The following is a 22468-nucleotide window of genomic DNA, read 5'->3' as shown; positions in this document are numbered from 1 at the left end:
ACTTCCCCCTAATTGGTTTGTGGATGAGCGGATTTATCCAGGCGATCGCGCACCTGATAGTAGCTGCCAAGCAGCGGCATAAACCAGGTGTTGCCGGTGTAGAGCGGGTGGCCGGGCAGCGGCGAGACCCCATAAGAACTTGAGTTGAGCGGTGTATTTTCAATCAGGTGACGGGCTAATCGATGGCCGAGCCAACTCATCATGGTGACACCGCTGCCGTTACAGCCCACGGCATAAAAACAGCCTTGTGGCGTCTGACCGATATGCGGCAGGTAGTCGAGCGTGACGGCGACTTTACCGCCCCAGCTATGGCTGATTTTGATGTCGCGTAACTGAGGGAAACGTTGTGTCAGATGTTGATGTAGCACGCGTGCAGACTGCTGGCGATCAAGGGCGTAGAAGCGCGCGCGCCCGCCAAATAGCAGACGAGAGCCATCGGGTGAATAACGGAAATAGTGCGTGACGCGTTGGGTTTCAGCGATGCCGCGCTGGTGCGGGATCAGCGTGCGTCGTAAATCTGCGGATAACGGTTCAGTGGCAATTTGATGGCTGGTGACGGGTACCACGCGTGCGCGTAAATGCGCCATTTCTGGCCCGGTATAGCCATTGGTGGCGATAATCACCTGACGCGCGTTGAGACTGCCGCGCAGAGAATCAACCTGGTAATGCGCCCTGTGTTTCTCAATGCGGCTCACCGCAGAACCACTGCAAACGACCACGCCAGCTTTGCGCACCGCATCCAGCAAACCTGCGTAATAAAGCGCGGGATTGAGCAGACCAGCACGCTCAATCAGCACACCGCCGTGATAGGCCGGGCTATCCAGCTCGGCGCGCAATTCATCGCGCGTCAGTATGCGCGCCTGCACCTGGCTCACGCTGTTTAGCAGCGGCAACCGCTTTTTCCAGCTCTCCAGGTGTTGCGGTATCAACGCGGCGGCGAGGCGACCGGTTTGTCGATAATCGCAGGCGATGTGATGCTGTGCGATCAGATCTTCCAGATAGCGATAGCCGTCAGCCGCCTCCAGCAACAAGTCGCGCTTCAGTTGCTCATCGCTGTGCCGCAATCCCTTTTTTGCCGACATGGTCTTGCCCACGTTGATGCCGCCAGTGACCTGACCGCCGCTCAACGTACTCGCGCCACTGCCCGGTAAGCCGGCTTCCAGAATCACCACTTGATTGCCGTGCTGCGCCAGCGTCAATGCACAGCACAGCCCGGCATAGCCAGCGCCAATAATCACGTATTTCGTTTCGGGCGGAACCTCACTGGGCAACGCATCCTGCGGCTGCCACTGCTCCCACCAATAGGGTGCCGCCTTAAAATCTTCGGTAAATATCGACTGATGACCTGCCATTACTCCGCCTCGCTAAACATCATTGATGAATTCAGCGGCTGAAAACTTAGCCGTTCCACAATAAGGAATGCCATTCCATAAATTTAACGTGACATGATTTTATCTGCTCTGCAAGCACAAAAATTAAGCATTCGGAGGAAATTGTGATCGGCTCACGGGCAAAACGCCGAGCGGGAGATGGCAGGCTGTGCCATATTACGGCACAGCAAGTTGAGACAATGAAGTCAGTAAGTAGGGAGGGTGGAGTATGCAGAGCCTGATTAAAAGCCTGAAAGTGCTGGAGATGGTGGCCGAGAAACAGCCGATCAGTGTGGGCGAGTTGGCCAAAATGATGTCGATGCCAAAAACCACCGTGCAGCGCATTCTCTGGACCTTTCATGAGGCGGGTTGGTTACGATTGATTGAAGGCGACATGCCGCGCTGGACCGTCAGCCCGCGTGTGCTCAGCGTGCGGCCGATCGAGCTGGCGGGAGGCGGGCTGTCTGCTGCCGTCCAGGATCCGATGGCAGAGTTGCGCAATAGTACGCAGGAGACGGTGTACGTGTCGGTGTATGACGGCAATGGCGCGGTGGTGGTGATCGACAGGCTGGAAAGTCCGCATCCCGTTCGCGCGGTGAGCCCGATTGGGGATATTGCTCCCATTCACTCCACGGCAAACGGCATGGCGATTTTGGCGTTCTTACCGGAAAGCCAGCTTGAAAATATCCTTACCGGCGAGCTGAGTGCCTTTAACCCGGCGACCATCACCGATGCCGATAAACTTCGCGCAGAACTGAAGCAGGTGCGTGAGCGCGGGTACTCTATCAACCGTGGCTATTATCGCTCCGGTATTTTCGCTATCGGCGCACCCATTTTTGATGCTGCCCACCAGCCAGTGGCCAGTATCTGCATCTCGATGCCGGACTCTCGTTACCATGAAGAAAAAATCGCAGAGTGGGGCGCGCTAACCGTTCAGGCTGCCCAGGCAATTGGCTTCCAGAGAAATGCCAGAGGTTAACGGCATGACGCCATGACCACACTGCGGTGTGGTCATTTCATCCTAACATATTGTTTTTGTATTAAATAAATCGACTCCTCTCCCTTTTCGCCCTCCTGCTCAATCTCCGTGTGACCTATAGCGAAATCCTCTCACCCGCATATTGACGTCTAATTTTCACTCAACTAACGTAATTAACGGAATGCCATGCCGTAATGTGGAATGATTTAATTCATTCTGAGTCACGTTCACTGACCGTGCTGTTATGCGGTGAAGATGGGGTTAACCATGACAACTTCTGCCACGCTTCCTCAGGTGACACCTGAAATGCAGCGCAAAACGCTGATCGGTGCTGTTGCCGGCAATCTGGTCGAGTTTCTCGACTTTGCCCTCTACGGCCTACTGGCCAGTGTGATTTCACGGATCTTTTTCCCGCAGGATGCGCCATTGACGGCACTGCTCTCGGTATTACTGCTCTACGCATCGAGTTTTCTGGTGCGCCCAATTGGTGGCATCGTGCTGGGATTGGCGGGCGATCGCTGGGGCAGGCGTTCGGTGTTAATGATTACCATCACCGGCATGAGTGTGGTGACCGGTTTGACCGCTCTTCTCCCCACTTACGCGCAGGCAGGCACCAGCGCCACCGTATTGCTGGTGATTTGCCGACTGATTCAGGGCTTTTTCGCTGGTGGCGAATACGCGACAGCCACAGATTACATCGTCGAAAACAGCGATCAAAAACGCCGCGCTTTTCGTGCTTCATTCTCACCCATAGGTGCTTATATCGGCACGGTAATCGCAATCGGCCTCTACACCCTGTTGTCTTCGTTAATCACGGCGACACAAATGGAGGAGTGGGGCTGGCGCGTGCTGTTTGCCATCGGCCTTCCGTTGGGACTCGTCGGGCTACTGATTCGCCGCAAACTTGATGAGAGCCCGGAGTTCCGCGCGGTTGAACGGGCGCGTGTAGAGCAGCGTTTGAACCCGCCAACGGTGACTCAGGTGATTCGCTCGCAGTGGAAAAATATTCTGGTGTTCATGTCGATACTGATGAGCCATACGCTGCCCAATTATCTGATTCTGGGCTTTTTCGCCACGTATCTCACCACGTTTGTCGGGTTAGCCAAAACCGATGCAGCAATGGCGGTGTTAGTTTCGCAGTTTGTCCTGATTTTTAGCACGCTATTGCACGGCTATCTCAGTGATGTGGTGGGCAGAAAACGCTGGTTGCTGCTGGGCTGTGTACTGGTGATTCCGGCGATGTTCTTTGCTTTCACCTATGCTGAGCATGGCACGTTAAGCAGTGCCATTATTGCAGCGGTTGTGCCAGTGATGGTTTTCCCGATGGTCACCAGCGGAATGACCATCAGTCTGGTCGATATGTTCCCGGCAGAGATGCGTGCTTCTGCCGGTGCGATGGCGTACAACACCGGTACCGCGTTGTTTGGCGGCACTGCACCGCTGATTGGTGCGGCGTTAATTGGCTGGTCGGGCAGTGCGTTTACGCTGGTGTATTATGTTGCCGCCGTGGCCATCGTCTCATTCATTTCGATTGCGCTGTTTTTCCGCTATCCGCAGCGCACCTCGCACAACGCTTATCAGCTTGCGAGCAGTGCTGCGCAGGGCAATCCAGTAGCGGCGCGCCTGCGCCGATAAACGGTTACATCACCTGACATCGGTCGCCGTTTCAGGGGTTGCCGATGAATTAACACCGGGTAAGGATGTGCTCTGTTTTAGGGTGCCTTAATCTGTGACGCCCCCTGGCATCTCAGGGGGTGAAGCCGTTTTACCGTACCTCATTCACATACATGAAGTGCTCGGTGCTGAAACGGTGGTGCGCAAGGATCACCGGAATCGCACTCTGGTCAAAAGACACTTCATCTATCACCATCACCGCGTGCGGCAATGTCAGCTCCAGCAATGTCGCATCTTCTTCATTCGCCAGCTGTGCCGTGATCTGCTCACGTACCGCTGCGACACGCACATCGTAATGTTCGAACAGGAAGCGATAGAGCAACGGCGGCAAGTGTTCCGCTGGAGGGAAATCAGGCAGACGTGCCGCAGGCAATATCAGTGTTTCATGCATGGCGGCAATGCCTTTCACCCGACGCGTACGTTTCAGGCGTATCACGTCATCTCCGGCGGCGATCTGCAGTTTTTCTGCTTCCCGCTCGTTGGCTTGGCTCAACTGATAATCCAGCAGTGTCGTTTCCGAATGCAGTAAGCCGCCGCTGTTATCGTGCAGGCGAAAATACTGGAAAAAGTGGCTCAGGTTGTGCAGCGGTGCCCAGCCGGTCACCACCGTGCCGGTTTTGCGACGGCGCATCAACATCCCTTCGGTGGTCAACGCGGCCAGCGCTTTGCGCACCGTGCCCACCGACACGCCAAATTTCGACGCCAGGCTGTTTTCACTCGGCAGGATCGTGCCCGCCGGTAGCTCACCCTGCAGGATCGATTCGCTGATATGGCGCTTCACCACTTCATACAACGGCGCGCCTTCTCCCTCGCTTAAACGAGAGAATTGTGGTGTGTCGTCTGCGTCATAGTTTTTTTGCATGTTTCCGATTACCGATTGACCTGCATCCTTAAATTGCATTATCTATAAACTATATAGAAATACAACAGACGATAATCTTATGTTGCAGAATTCTCGCTTTAACAGTGCGTTAGAGGCTATTGCGCATGACACCGCTCAGATAACTGATGATATGCAGTGCATGCTGGCCGTGGATACCTGCTTTCCACCGGGCAATGGCTATGCGCAATTTGCCGACCTGATGACGCAGTTATTAGCGCCCATGAGCTTCAGCTTTGAGCGCGTCTCAGTGCCGGAAGATCTTTGGCAAGCGCCCGATGGCAGCGCGTACGGCGAACGAGTGAATTTGCTGGCAACGCTTAACTGTGGCGCAGCCGAAAACTGCAATCTCTACTTTCACACCGATACGGTGCCTGCGGGGGATGGCTGGCGATTTCCTCCGCTGGCACTGACGGTGGCCGAAGGTAAGTTGTTTGGGCGCGGCGCGGCGGACATGAAAGGGACGATCGTGGCGGCGATGGCGGCGATTCGTGCAGCGCAGGCCTGCAATCTGCCGCTGCGTTTCAATCCGGTCTTTCTGCTATGCACCGATGAAGAGGGCGGGTTGTATCCCGGTATTCGTTACCTCGCCGAACAGCAGTGCTTCGCCGGGCATCTGTTGAGCTTCAACGGTGGCGCAGTGCCGCGCATCTGGGCAGGTTGCTTTGGCAGTATCGACCTCAAAGTGATTATCACCGGGCGATCCGCGCATTCCGGCGATCCGCTGCACGGCATCAATGCCATTGAAGCCGCGCTGCCGCTGATGAACGCGCTTTATCAACTGAAAGGCGAAGTGGAACAGCGCACCTCGGCAATGCCTGCGCCGCCGCATTATCAGGGCAAACCGCTGACCTCACTGTTAACGCTGGCTGCCGCTCAAGGTGGCAGTAAAGGCTCGACCATCCCCGAACGCTTTGAGCTGCTGATCAATCGACGCTATGCCCCGGAAGAGGCATTTGATGACGTTTGGCAGGAGTTGACCCACTGCATCCATCAAGCGATGCAAGGCAGCCCTGCGCTGGATGTCAGCGTGCAAATGATTGGTCATCTGGCCCCGGTGGCCAACCCTGATGGCCCGCACTGGCCACGCTGGCAGGCCGCGCTGAGTCAGGGATTTGGTTTTAAAGCGGAGGAGTTCAAACCCTGGGGATCCTCAACCAGTTCGGATATGGGTTGGGTTCAGCAGGCCGGTATGCAGGAAATTTTACTGGGCGGTTTAGCCCGCCCCGACAACCGCATTCATGCCGCCGATGAGTACACAACGATGGCAGATGTTATCGCACTTTCGCAGTCCATTCTGGCGTATCTCGCCGATGAGTTTCAGCCAACCCAGGGTATTTAACCAACTAACGAGGAAGAGAAGATGTGCGCGATGAAAGGGTTAAACCGCAGACAGTTTATCACCAGCTCTACCGCTCTGACCGGTGCAGCCATGTTGCCCTGGTCGTTCTCGGCCCATGCCGCAGCGGTAACCAGCGCGACGCCGGGCGGCACGCCACGTAAAGGCGGTGTACTGCGTATTAGTGTCGATCAGGCGGTCAGCGTGCTGAATCCGCATCAGGTGCGCGTCAACCCGGAATATCTGGTCGCGGAGTTGCTTTACAGCGGCCTGACGCGCCTGACGCAGGAGATGAAAGCCGAGGCAGACCTGGCCCAATCCTGGCAGGCGAGTGCCGATCTCAAGCAGTGGACTTTCACCCTGCGTCCAAACCTCAAGTTCAGCGATGGCACAGCCTTAACCTCGGCAGATGTGGTGGCCAGCTTGCAGGCGCTGCTCGATCCGAAAAATGCGTCACCGGCCCTGCATAACATCGGCCCGATCAAAGCGGTGAGCGCCAAAGATGCCAACACTGTGCTGATTGAAACCGATGCCCCTTACGCTGACCTGCCGGTGATGCTGGCTTATCCAGACGCCAAAATCATTCCTGCCAGCATTGCGCAGGGTCAATACGACAAGCTCACCAAGGCCTCGCTGGGCGCGGGTCCGTTCCAGCTGGTTTCCTACGATCCGGAACGCAAAATCGTGGTGAAACGCAACCCGCATTATTACGACCCGGCGCGTCCTTATCTGGATGGCGTGGAAGTGGTGGTCTATCCCGATGGCATCGCAGAAAGCTCGGCGCTGATCTCCGGTGATACCGATTTGATGCTGAGCGCGCAGTCGAGCGAATTTGCGCGTCTCTCCAAATCGTCCGGTGTGTTGCCACTGCGGGTGGCATCCGGTCAGTTCCTTAATGTGAACATGGGCTGCGATCAAAAGCCGTTTAACGATGTGCGCGTGCGTCAGGCGCTGGCACTGTGCGTTGATCGCCCGGCATCGGTGGACTTTGCTGCCGATGGCCTCGGTTCGCCAGGCAACGATACGCCGATCAACGCCTCTTACCCTTACTTCGCTAACCTGGCGAAAAAAGCGGTGGATTACAGCAAAGCCAAAGCCTTGCTGGCGGACGCGGGTTATCCCAATGGCCTCGATTTAACGTTGATTGCCTCGGATAAACCGGCGACTCGCACCCAATTGGGTATCGCGCTGCGTGAAATGGCCAAGCAGGGCGGTTTCCGTATTGAAGTGCAGACCATGGCACACAGCACTTATCTCGATCAGGTATGGAAAAAAGGCAATTTCTACGTCGGTTTCTACAACATGCAACCGACGCCGGATGCGGTGTTCTCACTGCTCTACACCTCGACCGCGTCATGGAACGAAACCCGCTGGAACAACGCCGATTTCGATAGTGCGGTCAACGCCGCCCGTGAAACCAACGATGATGCGCAGCGCACCACGCTGTACGGCAAAGCACAACAGTTGATGCATGACGAAGTGCCTTCGCTGATTCCGACCTTCTTCGATTTGCTGGCTGCCAGTCGTGATTACGTCGGCGGATATCATCTGCATCCGCGTGGTGCGGTGTTCCGTCTCGACCATACCTGGTTAACTGACAAAGCGCCTAAGCGTGCAGTGTAAGGAGCGACCGTGACAGCAAGTTATCTGCTTAAACGCCTGCTGCTGATGATCTACACCTTGCTGGTGGTGTCATTGCTGGTCTTTGGCATCACGCAGCTGTTGCCAGCGGACGCCGCTGTCACCTTGCTGGGCCAAAACGCCACGCCAGAGGCACTCGCTGCGGTGCGCGAACGGCTGGGATTGGATGCGCCAGCATGGTTGCAGTATTGGCATTGGCTGAGCCAGGCGTTGCAGGGCAATTTTGGTGTGTCGATGCGCAATGGGCTGGAAGTGGGGCCGACGTTATTGACTGCGCTGTCACGATCGCTGTTGCTGGCGGCGTGTGCACTGTTGCTGATGCTGGTGATTGCCATCCCACTCGGTATCTGGGCGGCAGTGCGTCGCGGTAAAACCGCCGATGTGCTGGTCAGCGTCATCTCCTACATCGGCATCTCTTTCCCGGAATTTGTCACCGCCACGCTGGTGCTGCTGCTGTTTGCTGACGTCTGGCAGATTCTGCCCGCCACCGGCTATGTGCCGCTGAGTGAAAACTTCATCAGCGGCGTACAGCACCTGATCCTGCCGTCAATTACCGTGGCGCTGATTCTGGTGGCGCACGTCTCACGCATGGTGCGTTCGGAGATGGTCGATGTGTTGCACACCGACTACATCCGTGCCGCCTGGCTGAAAGGCCTGTCGCGCCGCCGTATTCTCTGGCGTCACGCGCTGCGTAATGGCTTGTTGCCGACCATCACCATTGTGGCGCTGGATGTTGGGTATCTGCTTGGCGGCATTGTGGTGGTCGAGGAGATTTTCGCCATTCCCGGTATTGGCCGTGAGCTGATTGTTGCCGTGCAGGCGCGCGATCTGCCCACCATCCAGGCCGGTGTGATGATTCTCGCCGCGACCTATTCGGTGGTGAATTTCCTCGCCGATTTGGCCTATGTGGTTCTGGATAAGCGAATTTCCTATGCCTGATATTTTAAAACGTTTGCTGCGTTCACCGCAGGGCGCGGTGGGTGTGCTGATTATCCTGCTGTCGCTGCTGATGGTGGTGGGCGGGGCGCATGTCGCGCCCTTCGATCCTGAATCCATCTCGATTTTGACCCGTTACAAACCCCCAAGTGCTGAACACTGGTTTGGCACCGACCAAATGGGGCGTGACATCTTCAGCCGGGTGATGGTTGGCGCACGCTCCACCATCGTGCTATCGCTGCTGGCAACCGCGTTAGCCATGGTGATTGGCTCAGTACTGGGCACCGCCAGTGCCTATCTGGGCGGCAAGTTCGATGAGTTTATGATGCGCACCATGGATGCGGTGATGGCGATTCCCAGCCTGCTGTTTGCCTTGTTGATTGTCAGCACGCTGGGTCAGAGCAGCATGAATGCGGTGCTGGCGATAACCATCGCGTTTGTGCCGGGCATGGTGCGTATTTCACGCAGCGTGGCGCTGGCGGCGCGGCAGCAGGATTACATCAACGCGGCGATTGCCCGTGGTGAAGCCGGGCACTACATCATCCTGCGCGAGATGTTGCCGAATATCCTGGCACCGATCATCGTGGAAGCCACCATCCGTGTGGCCTTCGCCATCATGCTGTTCGCCACCCTGAGTTTCCTCGGTTTAGGCGCACAGCCTCCTGAGCCAGAGTGGGGGCTGATGGTCTCCGAAGCCCGCACTTATTTCTTCACCGCACCCTGGATGATGATGATTCCGGGCCTGGCGATCGCGCTGGTGGCGATTGGTTTTAACTTACTGGGTGACGGGCTGCGAGACGTGCTTAACCCAAGGAGCCACTGATGAGTATGAAGCCTGAGCCGGTGCTGTCGGTGGAAAATTACAGTCTTGATTACGCGTTACAAAACGGTGAGTCACTGCCGGTGCTGCGCGATATTACGTTAAACGTGATGCCCGGCGAAGTGCTGGGTTTAGTGGGGGAATCCGGTTCGGGTAAAACCACGCTCGGCTGGGCGATCATGCGCTGGCTGGCGGGCAATGCGCGCGAGAAGTGGGGCGACATCCGCCTCAACGGAGAAAGCCTGCTCAGTCTGCCGGCCCCTAAACTGATGGCTCTGCGTGGCGCGAAGCTGGGGATGATTTTTCAGGACCCGAGCGCCTCACTCAATCCAACATTAACGTTGGGCGAGCAGGTGACGGAAGTGCTGCGGCGCCATCGCGGTTTAACCGCACGTGAAGCGCAGGAATTGGGCGAGTCGCTGTTACATGACGTCGAGCTTAAGCATCCGGCACGCATGATGCGCCGTTATCCGCATCAGGTTTCCGGTGGTGAGAAGCAGCGCATCTTAATCGCCACGGCGTTCGCCTGCCAGCCGGACTGCATGATCTTCGATGAACCGACCACTGCGCTGGATGTGATCAGCTCGGCGCAGATCCTCGATCTCTATGAACGCCTGCGCGAAGAGACGGGGGTGGCCTCACTGTATATTTCCCACGATCTGGCGCTGGTGGCGAAAGTCGCCGATCGCGTTTGCGTGCTGGAGAAGGGCCGTATCGTAGAGCAGGCCGACACGCAGAGTTTGTTTAGCGCACCGCAGAACAGCTATACCCGCAAATTGATCGCAGCAGTGCCGAATCCGCAACAGCGGCTGGTGCAGGATGCCGCCGGATCGCAGCCGCTGCTGACGCTGGACGCGCTCACCATCGATTACGGCCAGCAAGGTTTTGTCGACCGCTTGCTGAAACGCGAGGCGAATACCACACGCGCGGCCAATGCGGTCTCTCTCTCCGTGCATCAGGGCGAAATCCTTGGCGTGGTTGGCGAGTCAGGTTCGGGGAAATCGTCGCTGGGTAAAGCCATTACCGGGCTGGTGCCGTTCAGCGGTGAGATCGATTTTTGTGGCTATGCGCTGCAAGGACGCGCGCAGATGGACAAAGAGTATCGCCGCCGCGTGCAGATGATCTTTCAGCATCCCGACGCCTCACTGAATCCGCGCATGACCATTGGTGAAATCATTGCACGCCCGCTGCGCTTATACGGTTTGCCTCCGGGAGAAACGGAAGCGCAAGCCGTGGCGCGCCTGTTAGAAGAAGTGCGGTTGCCCGCAGAGTTTGCCACGCGCTATCCGCATGCGCTGTCCGGCGGTCAGAAACAGCGTGTTGCTATCGCACGCGCTTTTGCCAATCCACCGGATTTAGTGATTTGCGATGAAATCACCGCTGCGCTGGATGTGTCCGTGCAGGCCACCATCATCGAACTTTTGCTGGAACTGCGTCGCCGTTACGGCACGGCTTACCTGTTTATTACCCACGATCTCAACCTGATACGCCAAATCGCCCATCGCGTGGCGGTGATGTTTCGCGGCGATGTGGTGGAAGTGCTGCCCGGCGAGAATATGAGCGCGCTGGCGCAGCATCCTTATACCCGTGCACTGCTTGAAGCGGTGCACGTTCCCGACTTATCCCAATCCGTTGCTTAACGAGAAACGCATGAATCCTGAACAGTTAATTCATCATATCGATCGCGAGTTCTGCCTCTCATTTTTGGCAAAAATGGTACAGCACAAAAGCTACAGCGCCACCGACGGCGAACGTGAGTTAGCCCGTTATATGGCAGAACAGATGACGCAGCTGGGCCTCGAAACCGAACTGCAAAAAGTTCCGGGCGACCGTCTCAATGCCATCGGCCGCCTGGCGGGCAGCGGCGGCGGTAACAGCCTGCTGTTCAATGGCCATCTGGACACCAATCCGGTGACCGAAGGCTGGACGGTGGATCCCTGGGCAGGAAAAATTGACGACCAGTTCATTTACGGCATTGGCGTCTCGAACATGAAAGCGGGCGATGCAGCCTATTTCTGTGCGCTGAAAACGCTGATTGATGCCGGTGTGAAACTGAAAGGTGATGTGATTCTGACCTACGTGGTGGGCGAATTGCAGGGCGGTATCGGCACGCTGGCGGCAATTGAACAGGGCGTGCGCGCGGACTACTTCATCAATGCGGAACCGACCGATCTGCAAGCGCTGACCATGCACGCGGGATCGCTGATGTTCACCATTGAACTGACGGGCGATACCCGCCATCTGTCGAAACGTGAAGAAGCGGTCGATGCGATCAACGCCGCCGTCGAGCTGATTCCGCAGATTAACGGCATGGTGTTTAGCGGCGCAAAAAGCGATGAACATCTGAAAATTAACCGTGGGCACATCGGCACCGTGCACGGGGCGCTGGGACGCGATCTGGAAGAGTGGCGTCCGCCACAGGTGGCTGACTTTGTACGCCTGAAAGGATCGGCTCGCTTCGCCCCGGGCCAAACTGTCGAGGGCGTGTTAGAGGATCTGCAAGCGCTGCTGGATACGCTGTGCCAGCGCTTCCCCGGCCTGAAAGCCGAACTGTTTGATGACGGTATCCGTGATAAGCCCACCATGTTGCCTTTCGAAGTCTCGCCAGAGTCACCGATTGTCAAAGCGGTCAATCGCGGCTGGAAAACGGTGCGTGGCACCGAACAGCCAACCGGGGTGATCACGCCACCGGCCTTCTTTGGTACCGATGCGGCACATCTGTATCAGCATGCAGGCATGGAAGGTATCGTGTGTGGCCCCGGCGGGAAATACAACACCATGCCGGATGAGCGCGTTGAGATAACCGAATTCCTCGATATGGTGCGCATCTATCTGCTCGCCATTCTGGAGATCTGCCAGCCGGTTGAGGGCGCATAATGAATGCTGCCGCGTTAAGCCGCCTGCGTGCCACCCTGCAGCAGGCCAATGTGGATGTGATGATCATCGATCATGGCGAACTGCTGGCCTGGTTGACCGGCTACACCGTGTCGGAAACCTTGTATCGCGCTTGCCTGGTACCGCTTAATGGCGATCCCTGGATGGTGCTGCGTCAGTTGGATGAAGCGCCCTGTCGGGCGCAATCTCCTACGCTGACGGTAGAAAGCTATCGCGACGATCAAGATCCGTGGGCGGCGGTGGCGCACAGCCTGGTTCGGCGCGGTTATCAGCGTGCGCGTCTTGGCGCGGATTACACCTCTTATGGCATGACCGTGCACAGCTGGCAGCAACTGTCGCGCCATTTGCCGGAGGTACAATGGTGTGATTTAACCGGCGTGAGCGATCGGCTGCGTAGCGTAAAATTCCCGGCGGAGCTGGAGGCGTTGCGTCAGGCCTCCGCCATTGCCGATAGCACGCTGGACGCGATTGGCAAAACCGTGCAGGGCAGCTGGCGTGTGCGCGATGTCGCTGCACTGGCGGCTGGCGAGTTTTTGCGTCTGGGTGCGGATACCGGCGAAACCGGGCCGATTGTCATCGCCAGCGGCGACAACGGTTTTCTCCATGCCAGCGGCCATGAACAGCGTTTACAGCCTGGCGATGTGCTGCACGTAGAGCTGATTCCTAAAGTGAAACACTACAGCGCGCGTCTGATGCGTCCGTTTATTGTGGGCGAGATCTCCGCCCAGCGTGCTGAGCTGGCGCAGCAACTTATCGCCATACAGGATGAACAGTTCAAGGCCATGACACCGGGCATCAGCGCGCGGGAAGTGGATGCGATTGTGCGCGATGGGTTATTGCGCAATGGACTTCGTGCGGATTATCCCAACATCACCGGCTATGCGCTGGGGCTGTACACGCGCACGCCGCGCCCGAGTGATTTTTCCTGTAGCTTCCATGCTAAAGCGGCGTGGTTACTGGAGGAGGATATGGTGTTCCATATGTATACTTCTGCGCAAAGTCTGGCGTTCAGCGAAACTGTACGCGTCACGCCGCAGGGCGCAGAGCGGCTGACAACGCTGCCGCGCCAGCTATTATCATTGCCGGAACATTGATCAACAGGATAAAGGATGACGCAGGACATTTTACTCACTGATTTAGCCGCTGGCTTTCCAACGTTGGCTTTTGACCTGAAATACGCCACGACCGATAACATCACCGGCTACGCCATTTATCATGAAGCGCGGGCGTTACTGCATCCAGAAGCGGTGCGCGCGCTGCAAAAAAGTGTCGAAGTCGCCCGACTGGCCGGCTTCACCTTGCTGATTTTTGATGCTTATCGCCCGCAGCAGGCGCAATGGCATCTGTGGGATGCCTGCCCGGATGCCGACTATGTGGTGCCGCCCGCCACGGGTTCGAATCACAGCCGGGGCGTGGCGATTGATCTGACGTTAGTGGATGGCACGGGCAAGGTGCTGGATATGGGCACGGCCTTTGATGCGATGGAAGATCTGTCGCATCCGTTCCATCCCGATGTACCGCCACAGGCACAGCGCCACCGTTTGATGCTCAATGCGATTATGCTGGCAGGCGGTTTTGTCGGCATGCCAACCGAGTGGTGGCATTTTGAGTTACCGGATGCACAGCGCTATCCATTGCTGGAAGATCGCTTTGGTTGCGTGGCGCGATAGCCATCAATCTCGTCGGCACGAAGAGGCTGTCCGATTAGCCACATTGAGGAAGATTAGGGGCGAGGTAGGGTGCTGAGGATGGCATTAAAAGTCGGATAGGTGACGAGCCGTGTCCATCTGTTGATGTAAAATACGGGCAATAAATATCCCGTAAGGATAGGCAGTATAGAAAATGGTATGTGACTGGAAAACAATCCGTTTTACATCCTGCACGCGCGGGTAATCCTGTCCCATCTCAGGCATTTTTGACAATGTTTCAAGGAACTCATCTAGTGCATCGGTGTAGCGATCGGCTTGTGCTTCACCAAATTTTAGCAGGGTGTAGTCATAAATATTGGCAAAGTCACTGTCGGCAAATTCGGACAGTTTAAACACGATTAAGCTTCTTCCTTTCAGCAGCAATTTCACGCAGTGAACGCGGGCTTTCACCGCTTTCAAGCCCTTCAACAACCGCCTGACGTACGGCTTGATCCCGTGATTCTTGCTGTTCTAACAAGCGTAAAGCCGAACGCATCACTTCGCTGGCCGATCCATAGCGGCCAGAGTCCACCATGCGCGTAATAAAAGTATCGAGTTGTTCACCCACGCTTACGGACGTAATTTTTCTCATTGAGCTCACCGTGTATTAACAGTTAATACAAAAGAACATAGTTTGCTCAAGTCTTCATCGCCAGTCAAATCGGCCTTGTTATTATGGAATGTGCCACGCAACAGTATGCTTTGCTCAGCCACTTAACCTTCACTCAACAACTATAATATTCCCTGACTGGCTGCCCGGTATGGGCACACAGATCATGCTGGCTGTTTCCCTTGCTCACTATCATTGGTGCTTTTGCAGAAGGATGACCCATGCGTACGTTTCTGGTGGCGTTGTACGCCTCGTTGAGTGTTTTGACTTTCCCGAGCCTGGCGGCAGGCACACTCAGTGATGGCTGGGAATGGCTCAAGCAGGATGTCTCACAAACCTGGGAACAGCCGCAGTATTACGATCTCTATTTGCCGTTCATCAGTTGGCACGCTCGTTTCGCCTACGACAAAGACAAAACAGACAACTACAACGAATCGCCGTGGGGCGGCGGCTTTGGCGTGTCGCGGTACAACGAAGACGGTGACTGGAGCGCGCTGTATGCGATGGCCTTTAAGGATTCGCACAACATGTGGCAACCGATTATCGGTTACGGCTGGGAAAAGGGCTGGTATCTGGATGAGGCGCGCGATGTGCGTTTAGGGCTGGGGTTAACCGCAGGCATCACCGCGCGTGATGACTTTGCCAACTATGTGCCGTTGCCGATTGTTCTGCCGCTGTTCTCCGCGGGCTATAAACGCCTCAACGTGCAGTTCACCTATATCCCGGGCACTTATAACAACGGCAACGTGCTGTTTGCCTGGTTCCGCTATGGCTTCTAAAACGGTACAGCGTGCTTCCGCGCTTAAGTGGCTGAAGAGAATCGCCCTGGGCGTGGTTTCTTTGCTCGTCATGTTTCTGCTGATTCGCGGGTATCAATCTGAGCAGGGGCCGCCGCTCCATCGCTGGCACACCTGGGCGGCTGACGAAATGACGGTGGAACAGATGGATCACGCCACTTTCGCCGACTACCTGGCGCAGGAAAATGTGATATTCCAGCAAATGAAACACAACGTCACGGACGCATTGAGCGAGGAAGAGAAAACCTCGCTAAACCGCTATTACGCGCAAAGCCTGGTCTATCCGGCAGGGTTTGCCACCGACTGGAACCGCTCTTTTGTGCTCAAGCCAACAGGCGAAATCAAAGGCGCGGTCGTGCTGCTGCACGGATTAACCGATTCGCCCTACAGCATGCGTTATCTGGCGCAGGCTTATCAGCAACAAGGCTATGTTGCCGTGGTGCCGAGATTGCCGGGTCACGGCACCGCGCCAGGGTCATTAACCAAAGTTGACTGGAAAATGTGGCTGGCCGCGACGCGTCTTGCCGTGCGTGAAGCCACCCGGGTAGCGGGAACCCAGGTCCCGTTGCATCTGGTGGGTTACTCCAATGGTGGCGCGCTGGCGATGAAGTATGTGCTGGATAGCCAACAGGATCAGGCGCTGCGCAAACCACAACAGGTGGTGTTGTTGTCGCCGATGATCGGCGTCACCGCCTATGCGCGTTTTGCGGGATTAGCGGGTTGGCCCGCGGTATTCCCGGTGTTTGCTAAAGCGGCGTGGCTGAATATCGTGCCGGAATACAATCCGTTTAAATACAATTCATTCCCGGTGCGGGCGGCACGTCAGTCCTGGCTGTTAACCCAGGCGTTGCAGGAGCAGGTGGTGCAACTCGCCCGCGAGGGAGAAATCCGTGGCTTACCACCGGTGCTGACGTTCCAGTCGATCCTCGATTCCACCGTCAGCACCCGCGCGGTGGTCAATGCGCTGTATCGCTATTTGCCGGACAACGGCAGCCAGTTAGTGATTTTCGATATCAACCAGGCGGCCAATTTACGCGCGCTGTTCCGGCCTGCGCTGTATTCAGCGGTCAGCGAGTTGCTGCCTGCTGCGCCGCGCCACTACGCGACAACGGTGATCACCAATGCGTCACCCACCACTTATGAGGTGGTCGCGCGTATGACGCCTGCCGATCAGACACAGGAAGTCACGCACCCGCTGCAGCTGGCGTGGCCGCAGGATATGTATTCTTTGTCGCATATCGCCGTGCCTTTCCCGCTGACCGATTCACTATACGGTCGCGAACCTCTTGAAAAAAACCGCTATGGCATTAGCCTTGGCACCATTTCACTGCGCGGAGAAACCGCGAGCCTCACCGTGGGGCTCGACACCTTGATGCGCAATACCTCGAATCCGTTTTTCGCTTATATGATGGCGCAAATTCAGGGGCGGATAGCCTGCGGTCAGCAGCCGGATCTGCAACAGTGCCTTAAAGAGTAATGACTTTTTTCAGCAGCCCGTTGGCAAGAATCAACCGGGCTAGCAACACTGAGAGCACAAAGGTCAACACAATCAGCGTGAGCTTGGTGGCCAGCGAGGTAATCGGTATGAGCGTGGTGACGATGTGAAACACCGAGTAATGCATGATGTATACCCCGGTCATGGTTTTACTGACGGTGGCCAGCAGCGTCTCTTTGAGGGCGACATGGCGACGAAAGCGCACGCCGCTGGCGGCTAATACCAGCGCTACCACCAGCAGATAAATTTGTGAACCGGTGAGGAGGAAGGCATTGCGATCGGCTTTAAACAGCGCAAAGAAAAAGTGCTGCTCGTAGAGCCAGGTGAACAGATAAATAAAGGGCAGGGCGCAGGTGGCGATGAAGGCGACGCGTCTCCGATTCAGCCAATCGGCAATCACCGGCTCACACATTAGCTGGCCGGTGAGGTAAAACAGCAGCCAGGTCCAGATGCGGTATTGCGGCGCGAGGCTGAACACCCGCACTTCGGGGTACAGCACCGACAGTAAATCGTAGCCATAAGAAAACAGCAACAGGGCACCGACCAGCGCGCAGAACGTCAGACGATGCAGGCTGAGCCAGGTGAGCAGCGGATTAAAGCTGTAAATCACGATGAACGAGAACACAAACCACGGCTGAATCAGATAGCCGCGCTGGTAAGGCTCCCAGAGATAGTAAATCGTCATCCAGAACAGAAACACGATTACCACATTGCGGATCTTGCTGAGTTGCCAGCGCAGATCCTGCTCGGCATGGCTATCCATAATCCCCGCCACCACGAAAAACAGCGGGGTCGCGATGGTGGAGATAAAGGTCAGAAACGCCAGAATCCAGTGGTAATCATAATCGTAACGATCCCAGGTGTTATACAGCGTAAAGAAGGTCACTGCCGCCATGCAGCCGAGTGTCTTGATGACATTCAGCCCGGTGGCGTTCATGCTGACGTCGCTTTCTCTGCGCGGTGGAAGCAGGCATAAATCACCGGCAGAACCAGCAGCGTCAGTATCGTCGCGAAGCCCAGACCAAACATAATCACCACCGCCATGCTCTGGAAAAACACATCGCGCAGCAGCGGTGCCAGGCCTAAAACCGTGGTAAAAGCGGTCAGCAGGATGGGGCGTAAGCGCGACGTCGCGGCATACAGAATCGCGTCATGCTGCATTTTGTCCTGTTTTTGCTGCTCAATCTCTTCCACCAGCACAATGCCATTGCGGATCAGCATGCCGCTCAGGCTCAGCAAGCCAATCAGCGCCATAAAGCCAAACGGAATACCGGTGAGCAAAAAGCCCGGCGTCACGCCGATCAGCGCCAATGGCACCGTGAGCCAGATCGCCACGGCATTTTTTACCGAGCTAAACATCAGCACGGTAATCACAAACATCACCAGATAGCCTAACGGCAACGTGGTGAACACCCCTTGCTGCGCTTCGCTGGAGTTTTCGGCATCGCCGCCCCATTCAATGCTGTAACCGTGCGGCAGGGGGATCTGATCAATCTGCGGTCGCACGCGTGACAGAATATCGCCGGACGTATCGCTGCTCAGCGGGCTGGGGTCGGTCATCACCGTCAGCACGCGGCTGCGATCGCGCCGCAGAATTAATGGATCTTCCCATTCAAGATTAAAGCCACTCACCACATTGCTCAGCGGAATGTAATGCTGCTGGCTTTGGCTCCACACCAGCACATTGTTCAGATGGTTGGCATCCTGGCGTTCGCTGGCGGGCGGACGCACCACCACCGGCAGCAAATCTGCGCCTTCGCGATATAAGCCGACGCGGCTACCGGTGAAATTCATTTGCAGCGCGTTATCGATCTCCTGCTTATCCACGCCCAATTCGCGACCCAGCGCCGGATTAAACTGTGGACGGATGACCTTGCTGCGGTTTTGCCAGTCATTGCGCACGCTGTCGGTGGCGGGGTCTTGCGCGAGGATGTCGCCCACTTCGCTGGCAATGAGTCGCATACGGTCGGGATCGGGGCCTTTGATACGCACCTCGATGGCGCTGCCGCCGGAAGGGCCAAACATCACGCGTTTGGTGCTGGCATTGACCTGCGGATATTGGCGGGCGATATAATCATCTACGCGGCGTGACAGCGCGGCGATGTTACGCTGATCGTCCATGCGCACCATGATTTGCGCGTAGTTGCTGTACTGGCGTTGTCCGTTGTAAGTGAGGATAAAGCGCATGCTGCCCTGGCCAACGGTCGTCACCGTTGACACCACGCCTTGCTGCCCGGTGATCGATTTTTCTATATCGCTGGCCATTTGCTCGGTGGCTTTGATGTCCGTGCCGTAAGGCAGCCACAGATCGACAAAGAAGATCGGCGTATTGGACGAGGGGAAGAAGTTTTGCCTTACGCCACCAAAGCCCCAGATCGCCAGTGCTAACAGGGCGGCCATTACCGCCAGCGTCACGGTTTTCTGCTGCAATAGCGCATTGAGCGTGCGTTGGTAGAGTCGATAAAATCCGCCATCGTAGGGCGAGGCTTCAGCGGCGGGCGTTTCCGCGTTACCTGTTTTAAACAGCCACCACTTGATCAACACCGGCGTGATGGTCAATGCCGAGAACCAGCTCAGCATCAGCGAAATCAGCAACACCTGGAACAGCGATTTGCAGTACTCACCGGTGGAATCCTGCGACAACCCAATCGGCGCAAAGGCTAATATCGCAATTATCGTGGCCCCTAACAGCGGGAAGGCCGAACGCCGGATAACAAAGTTGATCGCCGAAGTACGCGATGAGCCTTGCTGACGCGCAATCAATACCCCTTCGACGATCACAATCGCGTTATCCACCAGCATGCTGAGGGCAATAATCAGCGCACCCAGCGAAATACGCTGCAGCTCAATGCCCCACAAATACATGATCAACAAGGTGCCCAGCACGTTCAGCGCCAGCGAGAGGGCAATAATGATGCCGCTGCGTACGCCCATAAAGATCAGCAGCACGCCCACCACAATCGCCAGTGCCATCAGGAAATTGGTGATAAACCCGTTCACCGAGTGCGCCACTTCGGCGGCCTGATCGTAAAAGGTATTGATTTGAATACCGGCCGGTTTTTCAGCCGACATCTGCTGCAGTTTGGCTTCCAGTGCACGCCCCACATCAATCACGTTGACGCCAGGGATAAAGGAGACCCCCATGGTGACCGCCGGGCGGCCGTTGGCGTGATAGATGCTGGAAGGGGATTCACTCAACCCTCGCGACAGCGTGGCGATATCACGTAATCGAGTGGTCGCGGTGTCACCTATCGGGCTGATAAGCAGATCGCTCAGCTCATCGATATTCTCAAATTCCCCGGTAGGATGCAGACGAATCGATTCGGAGCCGGATTTGATCTCCCCCGCGCTGGAGACCACGTTGAGGCGACTCAGTGCGGCGGAGAGTTGGGCTGGCGTGATGCCGCGCGCCGCCATTTTCGTCAGCGAAACATCGATATTCACTTGCTGCGGAATGGCTCCGCCAATCGCTACCTTGCCGACGCCAGGCACCAGCACCAGTTCTCGCCGCAACTGCTCGGCGTAGCGAACCAGATCAGGATTGCTGAAGTTGTCACCGGAAATGGCGAAGAAAAAGCCGAATACATCGCCAAAATCGTCATTAACGAAAGGCGTTGCCACGCCGGGCGGGAAGAAGCGTGATGCATCTCCGACGCGTCGCCGCAGTTCATCCCAGATTTGTGGCAGTTCGTTGGAGTGATAGCGTGACGCAATATTCACCGTGATTTGTGACAGGCCGTTAGAGGAGATGGAACTGACGCTGTCCAGATAGGGCAACTGCTGCAAAGCGTTTTCCAGTGGCAGCGTCACCTCTTCTTCCACCTGCTGCGCGGACGCGCCAGGGTATTGTGTGACCACCACGGCGGTTTTAATGGTGAAAGTGGGATCTTCCAGCCGACCAATGTTCAGCAGGGCAAAAATACCGCCCAGCCCTAACAGCAAAATCGCCAGCCAGACGCGAATCGGGTTATCAATAAACTGTTTGGAGATGTCCATTACAGCCCTCGCTCACGCGTCCAGATGCGTACGGGCTGTTGCGCATGCAGCTCATTCACGCCTGCTGCGACCACGCGATCACCGGCTTTCAGCCCATCGGTAATCACCACGCCCTGGTTTGTGACATCGCCAACGGTGACTTTTCGGTCCTCCAGCTTGAGCTGATCGCCGCTGCCTTGCACCACCCAGACATGCGGCTCATTGCGCTGGTGGCTATCGGGGTTGAACACCGCTTCGACCGGAACGACCAGCGCAGCGTGATTAACATTGGCGGGAAGATTGGCCAGATTGATGGTGACAGTACCACTGACACCCCCCACGGCCGGGAAATCGGCAGAGCGGGGCATGGTTAAGATCACCTGCCAGGTCAGCGTGTTACTGCTACTGCTACCGGTGTGCTCTTTGTATTCGGCCTGAAATTCCCGATCCGGCAGCGTGTTAATGCGTACCACCGGGCGATACGTCATGTTGCGGATATCCAGCGCGGTAAACAGGTTTTCAGGCACGTTAAACACCACATCGAGCAGATCGTTACGCGTTAACGTGGCGATAGGCTGTCCCGCAGCCACCACCTGATGATTCCTGACGTTGACGACCGCAGCGGTGCCGCTGAACGGTGCGGTGAGCGTCATTTGGCTTAACTCTTCACGGGCAATTTGCAAGGCCGCGTTGGCGGCATCGCGGTTCGCGCGCTGCACGTCCATTTCAGCCTGCGAGATGGCCTGACGGCCGGAGAGCGTCTGGAAACGCGCGAACTGTCGCTGAGCGAGGGTGGCTGCGGTCTGACGTTCATTGACGCGTTGTTGTGCTTCATGCGATATCAGTCGGGCGATCACTTGCCCCTGTTTAACATTGTTGCCCTGACGAATCTCCAGTGAATCGATCTGTCCCGCACGTTTAAAGGACAGATCTGTGGAATCACCGGATTCAATACGTGCGGGGAAGATGCGCTGCTGGGCTTCACCGGAAGCCACGACCTCGACCACTTTTACCATGCGTGGCTGAGGAACAACGTCCGTTTTTTTTTGATCGCAACCGGTTGTTATAAATATAACTATGGCGATCAGCGGAAAATAACGCGTCACGAGTTTGTCCTCAATCAGCAATGTTAAATTAATTATTTACGTTATTATTAGCGTGGTCTTTACTCGCCGAGCATCGAAACAACGGCGTAAGTAAATAACCCTACGACTGAACAGGTTACAATGGCGAGAATCACATAAAGACTCAGGCGGAGCAGACTATAGTCCGGCATCGTTACCTCCATTAACAGTGGGTATAAAAGAGTCATCTCACTGCGCGGGATGGGAGTGATGGTTAAGGTTTATTTGTTATGCATGAGCATAGC

19 protein-coding genes are annotated in these 22468 nt (G+C 56.2%); 12 read left to right on the top strand and 7 right to left on the bottom strand.

The window, feature by feature from the left end; translation table 11 throughout:
- Positions 1-8: 8 nt before the first annotated feature.
- Positions 9-1352: an FAD-binding oxidoreductase gene (locus IAE30_RS21255; protein ID WP_200680945.1), complete on the bottom strand. Its 1344-nt coding sequence runs from the start codon at positions 1350-1352 to the stop codon at positions 9-11.
- Between the two features lie 247 nt (positions 1353-1599).
- Between IAE30_RS21255 and IAE30_RS21250 the strand changes: the two genes are divergently transcribed.
- On the top strand, positions 1600-2349 hold the full coding sequence (locus tag IAE30_RS21250) for an IclR family transcriptional regulator (protein ID WP_045815313.1): 750 nt from the start codon (positions 1600-1602) through the stop codon (positions 2347-2349).
- Between the two features lie 267 nt (positions 2350-2616).
- Positions 2617-3984 (top strand): MFS transporter, encoded by a 1368-nt coding sequence (locus tag IAE30_RS21245; RefSeq protein ID WP_200680944.1) that lies wholly within the window; start codon positions 2617-2619, stop codon positions 3982-3984.
- Positions 3985-4114: 130 nt separating this feature from the next.
- On the opposite strand, the gene IAE30_RS21240 is transcribed toward IAE30_RS21245, so the two are convergent.
- On the bottom strand, positions 4115-4885 hold the full coding sequence (locus tag IAE30_RS21240) for a GntR family transcriptional regulator (protein WP_200536890.1): 771 nt from the start codon (positions 4883-4885) through the stop codon (positions 4115-4117).
- 79 nt (positions 4886-4964) lie between these two features.
- Between IAE30_RS21240 and IAE30_RS21235 the strand changes: the two genes are divergently transcribed.
- The 8 genes from IAE30_RS21235 to ddpX are packed head-to-tail and all read left to right on the top strand — an operon-like array spanning position 4965 to position 14204.
- Positions 4965-6245, top strand: a complete 1281-nt coding sequence (locus IAE30_RS21235; RefSeq protein WP_200680943.1) for a M20 family metallopeptidase — start codon at positions 4965-4967, stop codon at positions 6243-6245.
- Positions 6246-6266: 21 nt separating this feature from the next.
- A complete protein-coding gene (locus IAE30_RS21230) occupies positions 6267-7865 on the top strand; it encodes an ABC transporter substrate-binding protein (RefSeq protein ID WP_200680942.1) in 1599 nt (532 codons plus the stop codon).
- Positions 7866-7874: 9 nt separating this feature from the next.
- Positions 7875-8822: an ABC transporter permease gene (locus IAE30_RS21225; RefSeq protein WP_200680941.1), complete on the top strand. Its 948-nt coding sequence runs from the start codon at positions 7875-7877 to the stop codon at positions 8820-8822.
- A complete protein-coding gene (locus IAE30_RS21220; protein WP_045815319.1) occupies positions 8815-9642 on the top strand; it encodes an ABC transporter permease in 828 nt (275 codons plus the stop codon). The genes IAE30_RS21225 and IAE30_RS21220 overlap by 8 nt, the downstream gene beginning before the upstream one ends.
- Positions 9642-11279: an ABC transporter ATP-binding protein gene (nikE, locus tag IAE30_RS21215; protein ID WP_200680940.1), complete on the top strand. Its 1638-nt coding sequence runs from the start codon at positions 9642-9644 to the stop codon at positions 11277-11279. The genes IAE30_RS21220 and nikE overlap by 1 nt, the downstream gene beginning before the upstream one ends.
- Positions 11280-11289: 10 nt before the next feature.
- Complete coding sequence (locus tag IAE30_RS21210) at positions 11290-12516, top strand: M20 family metallopeptidase (protein ID WP_200680939.1); 1227 nt, start codon at positions 11290-11292, stop codon at positions 12514-12516.
- Positions 12516-13628 carry a Xaa-Pro peptidase family protein gene (locus tag IAE30_RS21205; RefSeq protein ID WP_200680938.1) on the top strand — a complete coding sequence of 371 codons (1113 nt, stop codon included), beginning with the start codon at positions 12516-12518 and terminating at the stop codon, positions 13626-13628. Before IAE30_RS21210 ends, IAE30_RS21205 begins: the two co-directional genes overlap by 1 nt.
- 15 nt (positions 13629-13643) lie before the next feature.
- The gene (ddpX, locus tag IAE30_RS21200) at positions 13644-14204 is read left to right on the top strand and encodes a D-alanyl-D-alanine dipeptidase (RefSeq protein ID WP_200680937.1); all 561 of its coding nucleotides are present in this window, start codon (positions 13644-13646) and stop codon (positions 14202-14204) included.
- An 84-nt stretch (positions 14205-14288) separates the two neighbouring features.
- Here ddpX and IAE30_RS21195 read toward each other — a convergent pair whose 3' ends face one another.
- Both IAE30_RS21195 and IAE30_RS21190 read right to left on the bottom strand, forming a co-directional pair.
- Positions 14289-14579, bottom strand: a complete 291-nt coding sequence (locus tag IAE30_RS21195; protein ID WP_200680936.1) for a type II toxin-antitoxin system RelE/ParE family toxin — start codon at positions 14577-14579, stop codon at positions 14289-14291.
- Positions 14572-14814 (bottom strand): type II toxin-antitoxin system ParD family antitoxin, encoded by a 243-nt coding sequence (locus IAE30_RS21190; RefSeq protein ID WP_045815325.1) that lies wholly within the window; start codon positions 14812-14814, stop codon positions 14572-14574. The genes IAE30_RS21195 and IAE30_RS21190 overlap by 8 nt, the downstream gene beginning before the upstream one ends.
- 239 nt (positions 14815-15053) lie before the next feature.
- On the opposite strand from IAE30_RS21190, the gene pagP reads away from it, so the two are divergent.
- Positions 15054-15611 (top strand): lipid IV(A) palmitoyltransferase PagP, encoded by a 558-nt coding sequence (pagP, locus tag IAE30_RS21185; RefSeq protein ID WP_200536879.1) that lies wholly within the window; start codon positions 15054-15056, stop codon positions 15609-15611.
- A complete protein-coding gene (locus tag IAE30_RS21180; RefSeq protein ID WP_200680935.1) occupies positions 15601-17106 on the top strand; it encodes a carboxylesterase in 1506 nt (501 codons plus the stop codon). Before pagP ends, IAE30_RS21180 begins: the two co-directional genes overlap by 11 nt.
- On the opposite strand, the gene IAE30_RS21175 is transcribed toward IAE30_RS21180, so the two are convergent.
- From IAE30_RS21175 to IAE30_RS21165, 3 genes are read right to left on the bottom strand one after another with little or no spacing between them, the layout of a single operon-like run.
- Positions 17096-18061, bottom strand: a complete 966-nt coding sequence (locus IAE30_RS21175; protein WP_200680934.1) for an acyltransferase family protein — start codon at positions 18059-18061, stop codon at positions 17096-17098. The two genes, IAE30_RS21180 and IAE30_RS21175, sit on opposite strands and share 11 nt — an antisense overlap.
- Positions 18058-21120, bottom strand: a complete 3063-nt coding sequence (locus tag IAE30_RS21170; protein ID WP_200680933.1) for an efflux RND transporter permease subunit — start codon at positions 21118-21120, stop codon at positions 18058-18060. Before IAE30_RS21170 ends, IAE30_RS21175 begins: the two co-directional genes overlap by 4 nt.
- Positions 21120-22205 (bottom strand): efflux RND transporter periplasmic adaptor subunit, encoded by a 1086-nt coding sequence (locus IAE30_RS21165; protein WP_200680932.1) that lies wholly within the window; start codon positions 22203-22205, stop codon positions 21120-21122. The genes IAE30_RS21170 and IAE30_RS21165 overlap by 1 nt, the downstream gene beginning before the upstream one ends.
- Positions 22206-22468: the final 263 nt, after the last annotated feature.

The organism is Pantoea sp. S61 (genome assembly GCF_016625145.1).
Lineage (GTDB): Bacteria > Pseudomonadota > Gammaproteobacteria > Enterobacterales > Enterobacteriaceae > Pantoea > Pantoea rwandensis_B.
This window is presented reverse-complemented; position numbering and strand designations above follow the sequence as displayed.

What these genes read in the sequence shown, in the direction of transcription:
- IAE30_RS21175 (WP_200680934.1), bottom strand. Translation starts at nt 18,061, where the DNA reads ATGAACGCCACCGGGCTGAATGTCATCAAGACACTCGGCTGCATGGCG.
- pagP (WP_200536879.1), top strand. Translation starts at nt 15,054, where the DNA reads ATGCGTACGTTTCTGGTGGCGTTGTACGCCTCGTTGAGTGTTTTGACT.
- nikE (WP_200680940.1), top strand. Translation starts at nt 9,642, where the DNA reads ATGAGTATGAAGCCTGAGCCGGTGCTGTCGGTGGAAAATTACAGTCTT.
- IAE30_RS21250 (WP_045815313.1), top strand. Translation starts at nt 1,600, where the DNA reads ATGCAGAGCCTGATTAAAAGCCTGAAAGTGCTGGAGATGGTGGCCGAG.
- IAE30_RS21240 (WP_200536890.1), bottom strand. Translation starts at nt 4,885, where the DNA reads ATGCAAAAAAACTATGACGCAGACGACACACCACAATTCTCTCGTTTA.
- IAE30_RS21190 (WP_045815325.1), bottom strand. Translation starts at nt 14,814, where the DNA reads ATGAGAAAAATTACGTCCGTAAGCGTGGGTGAACAACTCGATACTTTT.
- IAE30_RS21245 (WP_200680944.1), top strand. Translation starts at nt 2,617, where the DNA reads ATGACAACTTCTGCCACGCTTCCTCAGGTGACACCTGAAATGCAGCGC.
- IAE30_RS21170 (WP_200680933.1), bottom strand. Translation starts at nt 21,120, where the DNA reads ATGGACATCTCCAAACAGTTTATTGATAACCCGATTCGCGTCTGGCTG.
- IAE30_RS21255 (WP_200680945.1), bottom strand. Translation starts at nt 1,352, where the DNA reads ATGGCAGGTCATCAGTCGATATTTACCGAAGATTTTAAGGCGGCACCC.
- IAE30_RS21180 (WP_200680935.1), top strand. Translation starts at nt 15,601, where the DNA reads ATGGCTTCTAAAACGGTACAGCGTGCTTCCGCGCTTAAGTGGCTGAAG.
- IAE30_RS21220 (WP_045815319.1), top strand. Translation starts at nt 8,815, where the DNA reads ATGCCTGATATTTTAAAACGTTTGCTGCGTTCACCGCAGGGCGCGGTG.
- IAE30_RS21230 (WP_200680942.1), top strand. Translation starts at nt 6,267, where the DNA reads ATGTGCGCGATGAAAGGGTTAAACCGCAGACAGTTTATCACCAGCTCT.
- ddpX (WP_200680937.1), top strand. Translation starts at nt 13,644, where the DNA reads ATGACGCAGGACATTTTACTCACTGATTTAGCCGCTGGCTTTCCAACG.
- IAE30_RS21205 (WP_200680938.1), top strand. Translation starts at nt 12,516, where the DNA reads ATGAATGCTGCCGCGTTAAGCCGCCTGCGTGCCACCCTGCAGCAGGCC.
- IAE30_RS21210 (WP_200680939.1), top strand. Translation starts at nt 11,290, where the DNA reads ATGAATCCTGAACAGTTAATTCATCATATCGATCGCGAGTTCTGCCTC.
- IAE30_RS21235 (WP_200680943.1), top strand. Translation starts at nt 4,965, where the DNA reads ATGTTGCAGAATTCTCGCTTTAACAGTGCGTTAGAGGCTATTGCGCAT.